Consider the following 14,363-nt stretch of genomic DNA (forward strand, 5'->3'; position numbering starts at 1 on the left):
CTTGACCTGGCAGTAGAATGCCTGGGATAGACTAACTGCGTTGAGAAGTCGGGCAGGGAATAATTCCTTTTCAGCAATATTTTAAGAGGGCGTTCCTAAAGCAGCAGACTGCTTTAGGAACGCCCTTTTTGAAAGCTGAGAACTCCCTCCACTACTCTTCTCCCTATTCATCGTTCATTTCTTCTCTCCGTTTATCCTTCCCTTCCTTCCTCTTCGATTTCCAGAGCATCGTTCAGCATCACCATATGGATATGGTCTTCCCATTTGCCGTTAATCTTGAGATACCGCTTCGCCAATCCTTCCTCCTGAAAGCCCAGCTTGCGAACAACCGACAAGGAAGCGGCGTTGCGGGGAATAATATTCGCTTCAATCCGATGAAGCCCAAGACTGTCGAAGCCATGCTTCACGATCATCTGCACCGCTTCCGGCATATAGCCCTTTCCAAGCAACCCTTTGTCCAGACGATAGCCTAAATTACAGCTTAAAAATACACCTCTCACGATGTTGCCCAGCACAACGGAGCCGATAACGGTGTCTGGGTCCTCTTGCAAAGAAATCCAAAGCTTGACCAACCCGCCGCTCTCTATCACTTGCTGGTCCGCTTCCAACAGCGCACGCTGGGATTCCTCCGAAAAAAAAGCCTCCTCACGTTTCGGCTCCCATGGCGCTAGAAACTCCTTGTTACGAATTACATAGTTGGTAATGACCGCTGAATCTTCTGGACTCGCTTCACTTAACAACAGTCTGTCTGTCTGCAATATACTTATCAATCCATTTTCCCCTTTTGTCAAAATTATCATTCTATTGGACATTTGCCAGAGTCCGCATACCTTCCTACCACATAGATTACTTGTAGACAAGTGAAACGAAGAGTATTTCTCTACTTACTGGAGGGACCCATTATGAAAAATATCGCCAGAAAAACCTCGATTAGTAATTATAAGGGCGGCCTTGGATCAAGCATGGGCATCATTCTGATTCTATTTATTTTGCTAGTCATCGTTACGCAAGCTTTTTCTCAAAAACAAATCGCACCCTTCCCCATCGAACCGCCGGATGATGGATCATCCTCCATCGCAATCTCCCAAAGGTTCAATATCATCAACAACACGCAATCAATTACGTTCCAGCGAACTGAAATTTCTGGAAGAATTATTGATCCCCTCCCACCCACCAATCTTCTTCCCCTTGGCGGAGAACAGATCTATAATGTATCGATTCGGCTAAATAGGACAGCTGAAGGTACTGTCAATTATATTTGGTACTTGAATGACTTTTCTAGAACAGGTGAGTTGCAATTCACGCTTCGGGTACAAAACGTTAGCCTAGAAGGACTTTACGTAAATACACCTTCCATCATTGGCATTAGTACAGATGCACCGGTACGTTGGAACACGACCCGCGAACGTTTGACCATCTCCGATGAAGTCTAGTCCTACAGGAGGAGTTCAATTTGAATAAAAATAATACAGAAGACTCGGGCGGCTCCAAATTTAACTTAGGTATTATTCTGATTCTATTTATTCTGCTAGTCATCGTTACCTGCACCTTCAGCATTGGCTCAAACCGCCCCGCTTATATCGAATTTGACGATGAGTCATCCTCCATCACAGACACGCGAGTTTTCAATATCATCAATAACACGAGCAGCCTCACACTTAACGTCGTCTCTATCGTTGGGCCCTCGAGTTGGCCCACCCCCTCCATTATTGTTCCTAATGGAGGAGTGACCAGCTTCTATGTGTCGTCCAATGGATTCAATACGACCCGTGCTGAAGTGAGGCTTAATGTGAACAGCGCTAACCGAGTGAGTGTAGGCGGACTACAATGCACACTCGTAAATTTAAACAGTCAGGACAAGGCCTACTTTAGCAACGTTTCAATAACTACTCCAATTAGAGCCGCACCTCAACAATCGCAGTACCCTGAAAATATCGCGAAGTTGACTATCTACGACGTGTTCTGAAGTACGTAGTTTTTAAAATGTACAACATAGAAATCCCGGCTCCACAATCGGAACCGGGATTTCTATGTTTATAAATTCTAATCCAGTACATAACTCTAATCCAGTACATAACTCTAATCCAGTAAATAACTCAAATCCATTAAATAGCTTAATTCACCGCAAGCTCCTTGTACTTCGCCGCATACTTGGAGACGCTCTGAACGAACGTCGCATGAGACCAGGTGAGCGGAGCAACAGATAATGGAGTTCCGTCATACGGATTCAATTGCTCTGGGAGCAAGCCGCTTTCAAGAGCTTGCGACACGACCCACTCCAGCGTACGGCGCGGCGCCTCAAGATCGGCCAGTGTCCGTGCGGAGTCAATTTCATAGTTGGCTACCCACAGCGTGCAAATGATCCACGGATTACCGGGAACTTTGTCGATCTCGCCGGACTGCTGGAAGTAATAGTCATTGGTATAACGTGCGATGCCGCCAACATGGGTACGTACTGCCAGCCCATCGCGAATCGACTCCATCGTGTGGACGACTCGGTAGTCATCTGCCGGCAGCACGCCGAATTCTAGCACAGCGAACAAGCTGCTTTCCAGCGTCATATCTTTCACCCAGCCGCCGTCCTTCTGGACCAATCCACGAGCGAAACGGCCACTATCTTCATCCCAGAGATGAGTCAAAATACCTTGTTTGACGTCTGCAGCAGTCCGCTTGTAATGGTCGCTGCGCTCATAATCGCCGAATAGCTCCGTGAAAAAGGCTGCTGCCATCAATCCGCCATATACAGAAGCCGCCGTATACGTCCAGATTCCGTAGCGTTCCTCCCACAAGTCGTAGCTCGGCTTCGGTAGCGAGAGCGAGTGCTCCATATAACTGCTTAAGAAGGCAGCGGCTTTACGGATCAGCTTGCTATACATCGATTGCGGCAGCTCGATGATTTGATGACGCTGGTAATCGCGCCACAGAGCGAACAATACTAAAGCCGTTTCATCCTCTTGGATCGGCAGTCTTTTGGAGCCTTGCACCGTGTAGGGATGCCAGCTTGAGCCTACCGTACCGTCCGGATTGAACTTATGATTGAGATAACCTTCCGGGGTGAGCGCTTCCGTGCAAAATTGGAAAAATGGCGCAATGACGGTCTGATAACCGGCCAGCGACATCGCATCTGCCACAAGCGCCCCGTCACGAGGCCACATATAGCTGTAATGGTCACGATTGTATTGCAAAATATCTGTATCATTAGCGGCGATAATCGCACCACGTTCATCGGTTTGCGTGCGCACGACCAGCAAGCTGTGCCGGAACAAACGCGACACGGAAGGTGGCAAATCGCCGAGCTCCCTTTCCGCACGGTTCAACCAGTGGTTCCAGTAAATGACGACGCGGCTGAGCAGCTGTTCAGGATGATTATCCTCCACATACTGGTTGAGCTTCTTGACCTCTTCCAGACTTTTGCCGATCGACATCCAGTAGTAGATCGTCTTCTCGCCGCCAGCCGGAATAACCGTGCTGAAGCTGATTGTGCTGTCCACCGAGCCCTGAGCGATTGCGTTGCCCATGAGTACGCCGTCCTCAGCGTCGCGCCATGTCCCTTCTGCGGAGTGGAATCGCTTGATACCCGTGGAGTACTGCGTCATCCCGCCCTCCTCCGAGAAGCCGTTGAACATGAAGTAGGACGAGCGTTTATAGTGGAACAACGTATGATTATCCGGGTAATAGGCGGCGGTATCGCCCACTTCCGAGCCGTCGATCATCAGATCCTGATGGAAAAAGAGACGGAATTCCCGTTCCCGGTCCGCATGGTTACGGATGACAACCCGCTTCAGATAGATGCATTCGCGTTGGTGAATGCCATCGTTCATTTGCAGCTCAACGTTCAGTCCGCTATGCCGCGCTGTAACATCGGTCACAAGGGAATCCTCGATATATCCGAGGTTTTTGTTCCATGCTGCATCTTCAAGCCAGGTGAACTGTCCTTCAGTCCATAGGCCAAGGCGACAGTACTGTCCGCCGACATGATTGAGCTGGCCGACATAGGGATAATAAATATCCCGGATGTAACAGTTATGGTCCAGGTTCAGGAGCATTTTGCCATTGCCGATTACGAGATGACGGGCCATGTTTCCTTCTCCTTCCGCTCCGGTGCGAGTTGTTCGTAGAGGCCGATATATGAACTGGCGGAACGGCTCCAGCTGTAATCGTCTCGGGTTCCATTGAGAACGATCCCTTTCCAAACATCCTCTTTGTTATAAAAACCAATCGCCTCACGGATCGTATATAACATGTCGTGGGCATTGTAGTTCTTGAAGCTGAAACCGTTGCCCTCGCCAGTATATTCGTTGTATGACTGGACGGTGTCCTTAAGTCCTCCGGTCTCGCGAACAATCGGAACCGTACGGTAACGAAGTGCCAGCAATTGACTCAGACCGCAAGGCTCGAATTGCGATGGCATAAGGTACATATCCGAGCCAGCGTAGATCCGACGAGCCAGAGCATCGTTGAAGCCGGTTCGAATGCTGACCTTGTCATAACGCGAGTGGGAAGCTGTCCGAAACATCTCTTCGTACTTCCAATCCCCGGAGCCGAGAACGGCGAACTGTACCTCCTCTTCCAACAACTCGCCGAACACGCCGTCGATCAGATCGAAGCCCTTCTGCTCCACCAGGCGAGATACGATTCCGATTACCGGCACGTCGGGATTTTGCGGCAAGCCCATTTCCTTCTGAAGAGCCAGCTTATTAAGCCGTTTCTTATCCAGCGAATCGAGATAAGGAGCCTTAATCGCAGCATCGTTCATCGGGTCGAACAATTCCGTGTCGATGCCGTTTACAATCCCACTCAGATCACCCGAACGAACTCTAAGGATGCCGTCGAGACCCTCACCGTAAAAAGAAGTTTTGATCTCCTCCGCATAGGTTGGGCTGACCGTTGTAAGCTTGTCCGCGTATAACAGGCCGCCCTTCATGCAGTTGGCCGCGTCGTTATGCTCAAGCCCGTCCCATCCGAAAATTTCCGGGCCCATACCGATAAGGTCCATCATCTCTTGCATGCCGAATACGCCCTGATACCGCAAGTTGTGGATGGTGAATACCGTCCGGATGCCGGAAAGTCGTTCATCGTTCCAGTACCGGCGCTTCAGCAGAAAAGGAATGAGACCTGTCTGCCAGTCATGACAGTGCAGAATATCCCATTGCTCCTCCATACGCCTTGCCGCCTCCAGCACCGCGATGCTGAAGAAGACGAACCGCTCGGGGTCGTCGCCATAACCATATAATCCTCCGCGGCGGAAGTAATGTTCATTGTCGATTAAGTAATAGGTGACGCCGTCGATTTCACCCCTCAGCAAGCCGCAATACTGGGAACGCCAGCCAAGATTTACCGAGAATACATCCACCGTTTTGAAATGCTTCAGGTACTCCCAGGGAATCGTTTCGTAATTAGGAAGAATGACTTGTGCGTCGATCCCTTTCTCCAACAGCGCCTTAGGAAGCGCGCCAGCAACATCGGCCAACCCGCCGGTTTTGGCGAGCGGAACCGCCTCCGAAGTAGCAAATAATACTTTCATTCGTATGGTTCCCTCCAAAAATAAGCGCTCTTCCCTCTTACATAAGGCTCTATCTGTAAGGGAAGAGCGCCGAATTTAGTAAAGAAAGACCATTAAATGGTCTTCCTCTTGCCCGCCAGGAAGGGCATGCCTTCCGTACCGCGGATATCACGTTCCGCTTCAACATTACTTTCCTTGTCCAGAATGACGCGGTCCAGTTGGGTGCCGGCGCCGATAATGCCATTCTGCATAACAATGCTATTGCGAATCACCGCTCCTTTACCGACATGTACGCCACGGAACAGCACGCTGTTGATGACCGTACCTTCAATCTTGCAGCCATTCGCAATAAGCGAATTTCCGGTTTTGGCTCCCTCGAGGTAACGGGTAGGCGGCTCATCCTTTGTTTTGGTTAAAATCGCGCCCGGCTTGAAAAATAGCTCGCGGGCTGCCTCCGGCCGCAGTAAATCCATGCTCGTGCGGTAATAGGCATCCACCGTGTTCACAACGCCGAGATAACCTTCATACAGGTAGCCAAATATCCGCAGGCTGTCTACCCGTGAAAGGATCGCGTGCCGTACCAGATGATCCTGGCCCTGCGCCAATGAGGTCTGCACGAGATCCATGAGCAGATCCTTTTTCATAACATAGATTTCCATGGAATGGATATCCGTATCCATATTCCCAAAGTGGTCCTGCATCCCTTTTACACGGCCGCCCTCACCAAGCTCGACCTTGCGTGTTTTTCCACCGAGCAGGTCGGCTTGCTTTTTGCATACGAGAGTAATGTCAGCACCGTTGTTCTCATGGAAGTCTATCACCGCTTCCAAATCGATATTGCACACCATATGGCTGCGTGTCACGACGACATATTCCAGCTTGCAGCGCTGGAAGTAGTCACGATGCTGGTAGAAGTGGAACAGATCGCCGCGGCTAAGCTCATGGATATTGTCAGTTGCCGGAGGCAGGATGAACAGTCCGCTTTGACGGGTGTGCAGATCCCAAGGTCGGCCCGATCCGAGATGATCCATGAGCGAACGGTACTTCGTATGCGCGAACACCGCCACTTTAGAGATACCCGAATTCACCATGCTGGAAAGGATAAAATCAATCAACCTGTAGCGAGCTCCGAATGGAACTGTAGCCGGGCAGCGGTAGGCCGTCAGACTTTCAAGTTCGTCTGTTTCGTGAATCAGGTTGACAACTCCCATAGCTTTGTTGATCATGGCAGCGGTACCTCCTCGAGCGATTGGATTAAGCTTACCTTCTCATCGCTGCCAACGACGCCTATGTCACGGCTATCCGGCGAACCGAGCCTAACTCCTGGCTCCAGCACGGCATTCTCGCCTACGATGGTGCGATACACCATGGCGCCTGCGCCGATGACGGCTCCCGGCATAATGACCGATTCCTCGATCACGCTGCCTTTGCCGATCTCTACGCCGCTGAACAGCACCGAGCGATTTACTTCACCTTCGATGATGCAGCCCTCTGAAATCATCGATTCCGTGACGGATGCCGCTGGCGAAACATAATGAGCGGGCCGATTATGCCTCGTAGAATAGATGCGCCAGTCGCTGTCACCGAGATCGAGCAAAGGCTCATCGCCGAGCAGATCCATGTGAGCTTCCCAGAGACTTTCGATCGTGCCGACATCCTTCCAATAACCCTTGAACGGATACATATGAAGCATAATGTCATCCTCAAGCATGGCCGGAATGATGTCTTTGCCGAAGTCATGAGAGGACTTGCGGTTAGCCTCGTCGCGAATGAGATACCGCTGAAGCACCTTCCAGTTGAAAATATATACTCCCATAGAGACGACGTTGCTGACAGGATGTTTAGGCTTCTCCTCAAAATCGGTAATTCGGCAGTTATCGCCGATGATCATCGTACCGAATCGGCTTGCCTCCTTGATGTCGACTTCAAGTCCAGCTACGGTCACATCCGCGCCTGTCTCCTTGTGATGCTCTAACATCTGCTCATAGTCCATTTTGTAAATATGATCGCCGGAAATAATGAGTACGTATTCGGGTTCATAACGGTCGATGAAACCCATGTTCTGGTAAATGGCGTTGGCTGTCCCTTTATACCAATCGCCCCCCTTAGATTTCACATAAGGCGGCAGTACGGCCATTCCGCCATCGCTGCGGTCAAGGCCCCAAGGGCTGCCAATGCCTAAATATCGATTCAGCACGAGCGGCTGATATTGGGTCAGCACACCTACGGTGTCGATTCCCGAGTGCATGCAATTACTGAGCGTAAAATCAATGATCCGGTATTTACCTCCGAAGTGGACGGCCGGTTTGGCCAAATCCTTTGTGAGCACGCCTAAGCGTTTGCCTTCTCCCCCGGCAAGCAACATGGCAATCATTTCTTTTTGGCCCATGATCCCAACTCCTCGTGTCAATGTGTTCCCCGCGGCTGGAGCTCTAGAAGTTGGAAGGATAGCGGGGGCAGATGCAGGTTAAGGCTGTAATCTTGGCCATGCATTGGTGCTGCCGTGCTGGTATAACGGGCCGAAAGCTCCTGGGAGGAGCCCCCGAATTGGGAATCGTCGCTGTGCAGGAGGAGCTTGAAGCGCCCTTTGTCCGGTACTCCGACTTGGTATTCCCCATAATCGTTGCCCGAGAAGTTGGCGACAGTGACCGTGTAGCCACCGCTCCGCCCTCTGCGGATAAAGGAGATTACGCTCTGCTCGGCATTGTTCACATCGATCCACTCGAAACCGGCCGGATCGAAGTCCTGCTCCCACAAAACGCTTTGCTTGCGGTACAGTCCGTTCAGCTTGCGCACGTACTGTTGCATGTTTTTGTGAGAATCGTACTGGAGGACCATCCAGTCGAGAGAGTCGTTATCCTTCCATTCGTCGAACTGACCGAATTCTCCTCCCATGAATAGTAGTTTCTTGCCGGGATGTGTCATCCAGAATCCATAGAAAAGTCGCAGACCAGCAAACTTCTCTTCATAACTTCCCGGCATTTTGTTCAGCAGGGAATTTTTGCCGTGTACGACCTCATCGTGAGAGAGCGGCAGGATAAAATTCTCCGTGTAGGCATACATCATGGCAAAAGTAAGCAAATCATGGCGCTTCGACCTCTCGGAAGGCTCAAGTTGCATGTAGCGGAGCATATCGTTCATCCAGCCCATGTTCCACTTGAAGTTGAAACCGAGTCCTCCTTCATGAACCGGCGCCGTGATTCCAGGCTCGGAAGAGCTGTCTTCTGCTATCATCAGCGTATTCGGGAAATAGTGAAAAACTGCCTTATTGAGCCTTTTCAAAAACTCGTCCGCCTCAAGATTGCGAGTTCCGCCATATTTGTTGCGCGTCTGCTGCTCCGGCGTTTTGTCCATCGTCAGATCCCTCATGCTGGCAACCGCATCCACGCGCAAACCGTCGATATGGAACATATCCATCCAGTACAGCGCATTGGAAATGAGGAAGCTCTGTACCTCAGTGCGGCTGTAGTCGAAAGCATTCGTTCCCCAAAGCGGCTTTTCCGCGAGCCGCGGATCGCTTCCCTCGAAGATCGGCGTGCCATCGAACTCGCGCAGCCCCTGTTCATCTTTGCAAAAATGGGCCGGTACCCAGTCGAGAATGACGCCAATGCCTTTACGGTGGCAGCGATCGATGAACTTCATCAGGCTCTTAGCCGAGCCGTAGCGTGCCGATGGCGCGAAAAATCCGGTAATCTGGTACCCCCATGACTTATCGAAAGGATGCTCCGCCAGCGGCATAAGCTCGATATGGGTGTAACCCATCTTCACGACATAGTCGAGAATTTCTCCGCCAATCTCATCGTAACTGTAAAAGACCTCTTCGCCCTTGATTTTCCACGTTCCAAAATGCATTTCATAGATGAGCATCGGCTGGTCGTATGCTGCTGTTTCTTGCTTGCGTACTTGCCACTCCTCGTCCTTCCACTTGTATCCGGACAGGTCACCAACGACGGAGGCGGTACCGGGGCGAAGCTCGCTCACGAAAGCGAATGGATCGGCCTTCAGTAGCTTGCGCCCATCACGGGCCAGAATCTCGTATTTGTACAAATCTCCAGGCTTCATGCCGGGAATAAACAACGTCCAAACACCGGTTCCGCCGATCTGTTCCATCCCGTGCTCGGAGCCTTTCCAGTCGTTGAAGTCACCTACGACGCCGATCTCGACGGCATTAGGAGCCCACACGGTGAAGCGGACTCCCTTGCGCCGATTCTCTAGTGCGATATGCGCTCCGAAAGTGCGGTAAGCAAAATCGTTTTCGCCTCGGTTGAACAGATAAACATCCTTTAATAACTCATTGTCTTCTTTTACGCTAACAGTCGGCATGGAGACACCTCCGGAGAATAATAGATGAGACTGGCAGCAATTGCGTCATGTTGGTTTGATTAATAACAGGAATAGCGTAATGAATAGCGGACCATCAATAGCAAACCTCTCTTACGTTGAGAAAGTGAACCTCTACAGCATCGAGATAAGGAAACTCTATGGTGTCGAAATTGTGAACATTTTCGATATTGCGATAAGTACACTCTGTGGTGTCGAGAAAGTGAGCCTCTACAGCATCGAGATAGCGAACCCGTGATGATTTTTCGAGGCTGTTTTTATGTTATGTTCTCCCGCAGGCATGTAAATTGGAATTTACAAGGTTATTCACCTTTAAATGTAAACACTTTCACGAGCTACTTACTCTTAACATTTACCCTTAGTGAATGTTTGCAAACCAGTGTGCAGCTTAAGTTGCACGGGCAGTTGCCAGCCAGAGTAGAGCTTAAACTGCAGGAGCAGTTGTACAAGAGAGCACAGCCTGAGCTGCAGTCAGAACTAGTCGCAGCTAGAATTTATTCCTTTTACTACAGAAAGTTATTCTCTTCCAAAAAAGCTTTTCCCTTCTTGAAAGTTTTTCATTTTTAATAGCAGTCGTTCTTTAGTCTCAAACTCTTCGTCCGCTGGATGGTATATTAGGGGTGATTTTATCGAATATCGAAACCCTTTTCTTCTACTCAGTTAGATTAGAAAACTGGTCGAATTAAAGCGCGATGAGTTTCTCTCGTGCATAAGTTGACCAGTCCACGCGAGAAAACTGCACAAAAATACCCTGGCTGCTTGGCAGCCAGGGTATTTTCAAATGTGGATGGTGGTGAAACTCGTCCTAGAGTTGTCCCAGAGAAATCGCCGATTTCCGATCCCTGCTTCCTCGGCAGGTTGCTCTTAACGGCGGCCTTTGATGTGCAGGCAAGCGAGAATCATCGTAAAAGCCGTCATCGACAACAGCGGAATCGTGATGAAGCCGAACCAGTTCAGGTAATCCCTGTTGCAAGGAACTCCTGATTTGCAAGGCACGATACCCGCCAGATCCGGGAACCAAATCAGCATATTGTGATACAGAGCAATCGCAATGCCAATCCAGGCCAGCGGGATCACATAACGGGTAATCGAGCGATCACCCTTGTAAACCGCAACGCCCAAGATTATAGCAAGCGGGTACATGAAGATGCGCTGGTACCAGCAAAGATCACAAGGGATGAAGCCCTTTATTTCGCTAAGATACAAGCTGCCCAGTGTGGCCGTCAGTGCGATAATCCAGGCAAAATAGAACCGGTATCGCTCCCAAAAGCCGAGATACTCCACCTCGTCTTCATATTCATCTTCATCCGAGACTGCTTGTTGGGTCCAATTATCCATGGTTAATCATTCTCCTTGTTCGGATCTTATTGGAGCTTGCTCTCAATCGCAGCCTTGATGTCTCCGTAGCTTTTGAATTCGATTTGTTGGCCATTAACGAACAAGGTCGGCGTGCCAGGAATGTTAAGCGTCTGTTCTGCTAGCTTTTTTTGATCGTCGATTTTGTCCTCTCCAACCTTCGCATCGATGTCGCTGGCCAGTTTGTCAAAGTCAATGTCGAGCTTCGCATCCTTCGCTATTTGCACCATTCTCTCTGGAGTGGCCCATAAAGTTTGTTCATCGCCCTGATTGGCGTATATCGCATCGTTGTAAGGCCAGAAGGCATCCGGATTTTGCAGATAAACCGACTCAGCAGCAATAGCAGCTGTTTTAGAGCCAGGTCCAATGAAAGCATAGTTGGCAAAATACAGGGCTACCTTTCCCGGTTCAATAAAATCCTTGACGAGATCCGGTTTCACTTGTACCGAGAAGGCTCTGCAGGCGCCACAAGTGTAATCCCCGAATTCAACAAGTTTGACCGGAGCTTTCTCATCGCCAAGGCGAGGAAGCTCGCTGTAATTGAATTCATACAACGTTTTGGAGTCCTTCGATGAGTTGTTGATCCCCAAAATGATGACAACCGCAATGAAGGCAAAGGCGATTGTCAGCCAAATCAAGCCTCCACTCCCTTTTTTCTGTTTGGAAGGAGGTACGTAAGCGAATTTCTTTTTCTTCTTACTGGAATTAAATTGGCCCAAGAGGATGTTCTCCCTTCAATTGTAAGGCTGAAAAATAGGAATGCCATATTATACTAGCCTTAGATACTTACTAAAGTATAGCTACCATGTACGAACAGCGTCAAGCGTAGAAAGTTTAGTTTTCGGGCGGATATATCGACGATTGTGTGAAGCTCAGCTACCCCTATACCAATTAATATCATCTACCATTAGCTTGCTGCCGCCCCCGTTTTGCGAACGAAATCTCAGCTCGATGTAATCCAGCGCTCTTATGTCAATCCTAGAATTAACGGTTCGGAATTGCTGGAATGAGAATCGGATCGTTTGACGGACCGGCTCCGGCGAACGGCTGTATTTACCTTTGCTAATCTGGTTGTCCAGCCAGGCGAGACGCATGAAGTTATCCTGTCGGGGAGCGGCCAGCGGTGACGGCAGCTCAACTTCCGCCTCGCGCCCGCTGAGGTCACGCAAAACGACTGACAGCTGCAGTGCCTGCGGCTGACAAGCCTTTTCGAGCTGGCACATATCCCAGCTGCGGTTAGTAACCGCGAAGCTCAAGCCACCGAGCTCGGTGTCAGCCGGGGACGGCAGACCGGTGAACCGCAGCCAGCCACCTGCAGAGCTTGACGTTAGATTTCCAGAGTTAACCCTGGTCCCATCCGAAGGCTTGATGTAGTTTTCGGCTGCCGAAGGCCAACTCAATACAGCTCCGCGGCTTCCTTTGACATCACCGTTGCGGTCTGGCAGCGGCTCTTCGGACCAGCTCAACAGCGGTGAGACGGAAGCGGAAACACCTCTCCCCGGCCTCGTTTTATCACCACTCTCGAAATCCGCTATAGTCTGTTCGCCCGCATCATTATATTGGTTGAGGACAGCGAGTCCCGGTAGACCCGTCGTCACATCAGAGTCCGAGTCCGGTATCAGTCGTTTACGAGCCTGCTCGTCCTCGCCGAGCACCGCATCGGCAAAAGCTCCAATATAAAAAGCTGCCGCATCCCGTTGCCGCTCGCTGCTGAGCAGCCCCTGCTGGTTAAGCAGCAAACCGCCTGGAAGAGAAATATCCATCGTCCCCCAGTCGCTGTTAAATCGGCTATGGTTGGCATTTTCGATGTAAAAAGCGCTCTTGAACCCACCCGAGCCGGCACTGTAGCTTGTCCGATTATATTGCCTCTCTCCATAAAAAACAGTCAAATCCGCATCCCGCGAGCCATGCAGCGTTAAATAACTGACATCCCTCAGCTGCGCCTGCTTGCCCTCGACGACCATATCTGTCGGTGCAATAGCGGCAACCCCGGCAATGGAAGCACGGAGATCTTCTTCGCCGCTGAACCAGTGCTCAGCATCAGCTGCCATCGCCGCCGCCTGCCCTCCTCGGGAGTGGCCGATCAGCAGCACTTTATCCGTGTCCAGTCGACCAAAAAGCAGCTGTCCTGGCTCATTCGCCAGCCGCTTCAGCTCATCCAGATGACGCAGCAGCATCCAGGCTCTGAGACGCATATCGGAATCCGATATTCCGCTCCAAGGCGAATAATTGAAAAAGTTCTGATCCACTGAAGCTACGGCGTAACCTTTGCCCGCCAGCAGCTCTCCCAAATAGCTATAGCCCTGGTCGGACGGCTGAAGCGCAATATGGTTCCCATGTACGATAAGTACCAGAGGGAACGGCCCTTCCCCTTGCGGCAGCCAAAGTGTGCCGTTTATCGGCAGCCGCTCTGGTTTGAAGCCCCAATACCAGGACTGAAGGCCGCTCCATGAAGTCAGCATAGCAGAGCCATCAACGGAGTTCGTAAGTACATCCGCCTCACTCGAAAACTCGTCTCTCCGACCTGCTCCACTCCCGTATGTCAGAACGGAATACGCATAACTTCCTCGCTCAACTGTGTTAATTGGAGCATCGGAATCTGCGCTGTCATCTGAGCTGGCTAGAGGGATTAGCAATAATGCAAAAGCTGCTGCTATAACAACCAAATGCGGGCGGGGACGCCGCTGCGAAAGTCTTGAGCACACTAGGGCGAAAACGATGCCCGCCCCTGCAGCGATAATCGCATAAGTAGCAGAGAGCAGCAATGAAGCAAGCAGCGTCGTCTCAATGACGAGCAGTACGGCCAACATACCACCGGCAAGCGTCAAACAACTTCCGAGGAACAGTCGCGGCATCGGCAACCGAATTACAGCTAGCAGCCAGGCGATTAGCCAGGAACCGAGCGTCAGCACCATCGTGCCGACCAGTGTCATAACCATAACATCCAGAGATGCACCGAAGCCAAGCGACAAGCCTAGTGACGTGGCGCCGCACAGAAAAGCTGCGGCAATCCAGATGCCGGCCATCGCCCGCCTCCAGAAGAGGGTATCCCGTTCCGCAGGAGCAGGAACTCGCCGCAGACGAGCCGTCCGCTGCGGCTGCGACCGGCGGTTAAGCTGTATTTGTGTCCTATTAACTGACAATGAAATCTTCCTCCATGCAG

11 protein-coding genes are annotated in these 14,363 nt (G+C 50.8%); 2 read left to right on the forward strand and 9 right to left on the reverse strand.

Annotated elements, in window-relative coordinates:
- Positions 1-191: 191 nt before the first annotated feature.
- Positions 192-770 (reverse strand): GNAT family N-acetyltransferase, encoded by a 579-nt coding sequence (locus CGZ75_RS08990; RefSeq protein ID WP_245850750.1) that lies wholly within the window; start codon positions 768-770, stop codon positions 192-194.
- Between the two features lie 132 nt (positions 771-902).
- Between CGZ75_RS08990 and CGZ75_RS08995 the strand changes: the two genes are divergently transcribed.
- The gene (locus CGZ75_RS08995) at positions 903-1,433 is read left to right on the forward strand and encodes a hypothetical protein (protein WP_089523858.1); all 531 of its coding nucleotides are present in this window, start codon (positions 903-905) and stop codon (positions 1,431-1,433) included.
- A 20-nt stretch (positions 1,434-1,453) separates the two neighbouring features.
- Positions 1,454-1,966, forward strand: coding sequence for a hypothetical protein (locus tag CGZ75_RS09000; protein WP_089523859.1), 513 nt, complete (start codon positions 1,454-1,456; stop codon positions 1,964-1,966).
- 148 nt (positions 1,967-2,114) lie between these two features.
- Here the strand turns inward: CGZ75_RS09000 and CGZ75_RS09005 are convergent, their stop codons facing one another.
- The 8 genes from CGZ75_RS09005 to CGZ75_RS09040 form a co-directional block, all read right to left on the reverse strand.
- Complete coding sequence (locus CGZ75_RS09005) at positions 2,115-3,713, reverse strand: glycoside hydrolase family 15 protein (protein ID WP_425436480.1); 1,599 nt, start codon at positions 3,711-3,713, stop codon at positions 2,115-2,117.
- A 347-nt stretch (positions 3,714-4,060) separates the two neighbouring features.
- Positions 4,061-5,524 (reverse strand): glycogen synthase GlgA, encoded by a 1,464-nt coding sequence (gene glgA, locus CGZ75_RS09010; protein WP_089523861.1) that lies wholly within the window; start codon positions 5,522-5,524, stop codon positions 4,061-4,063.
- Positions 5,525-5,616: 92 nt separating this feature from the next.
- Positions 5,617-6,729 (reverse strand): glucose-1-phosphate adenylyltransferase subunit GlgD, encoded by a 1,113-nt coding sequence (gene glgD, locus CGZ75_RS09015; protein WP_089523862.1) that lies wholly within the window; start codon positions 6,727-6,729, stop codon positions 5,617-5,619.
- A complete protein-coding gene (locus CGZ75_RS09020; RefSeq protein WP_089523863.1) occupies positions 6,726-7,892 on the reverse strand; it encodes a glucose-1-phosphate adenylyltransferase in 1,167 nt (388 codons plus the stop codon). Before CGZ75_RS09020 ends, glgD begins: the two co-directional genes overlap by 4 nt.
- Before the next feature lie 17 nt (positions 7,893-7,909).
- Positions 7,910-9,826: a 1,4-alpha-glucan branching protein GlgB gene (gene glgB, locus CGZ75_RS09025; protein ID WP_089523864.1), complete on the reverse strand. Its 1,917-nt coding sequence runs from the start codon at positions 9,824-9,826 to the stop codon at positions 7,910-7,912.
- Between the two features lie 882 nt (positions 9,827-10,708).
- On the reverse strand, positions 10,709-11,182 hold the full coding sequence (locus tag CGZ75_RS09030; protein ID WP_089523865.1) for a disulfide oxidoreductase: 474 nt from the start codon (positions 11,180-11,182) through the stop codon (positions 10,709-10,711).
- Positions 11,183-11,208: 26 nt separating this feature from the next.
- Positions 11,209-11,919 carry a DsbA family protein gene (locus tag CGZ75_RS09035; protein ID WP_176444736.1) on the reverse strand — a complete coding sequence of 237 codons (711 nt, stop codon included), beginning with the start codon at positions 11,917-11,919 and terminating at the stop codon, positions 11,209-11,211.
- A gap of 153 nt (positions 11,920-12,072) precedes the next feature.
- Positions 12,073-14,343 (reverse strand): alpha/beta hydrolase, encoded by a 2,271-nt coding sequence (locus CGZ75_RS09040; RefSeq protein WP_141136705.1) that lies wholly within the window; start codon positions 14,341-14,343, stop codon positions 12,073-12,075.
- Positions 14,344-14,363 lie beyond the last annotated feature (20 nt).

It is taken from the genome of Paenibacillus herberti, from assembly GCF_002233675.1.
Lineage (GTDB): Bacteria > Bacillota > Bacilli > Paenibacillales > Paenibacillaceae > Paenibacillus_O > Paenibacillus_O herberti.

Coding starts and splice junctions, on each gene's coding strand:
- CGZ75_RS08995 (WP_089523858.1), top strand. CDS start 903: ATGAAAAATATCGCCAGAAAAACCTCGATTAGTAATTATAAGGGCGGC.
- CGZ75_RS09005 (WP_425436480.1), bottom strand. CDS start 3,713: ATGATCGACGGCTCGGAAGTGGGCGATACCGCCGCCTATTACCCGGAT.
- glgA (WP_089523861.1), bottom strand. CDS start 5,524: ATGAAAGTATTATTTGCTACTTCGGAGGCGGTTCCGCTCGCCAAAACC.
- glgD (WP_089523862.1), bottom strand. CDS start 6,729: ATGATCAACAAAGCTATGGGAGTTGTCAACCTGATTCACGAAACAGAC.
- CGZ75_RS09020 (WP_089523863.1), bottom strand. CDS start 7,892: ATGGGCCAAAAAGAAATGATTGCCATGTTGCTTGCCGGGGGAGAAGGC.
- glgB (WP_089523864.1), bottom strand. CDS start 9,826: ATGCCGACTGTTAGCGTAAAAGAAGACAATGAGTTATTAAAGGATGTT.
- CGZ75_RS09030 (WP_089523865.1), bottom strand. CDS start 11,182: ATGGATAATTGGACCCAACAAGCAGTCTCGGATGAAGATGAATATGAA.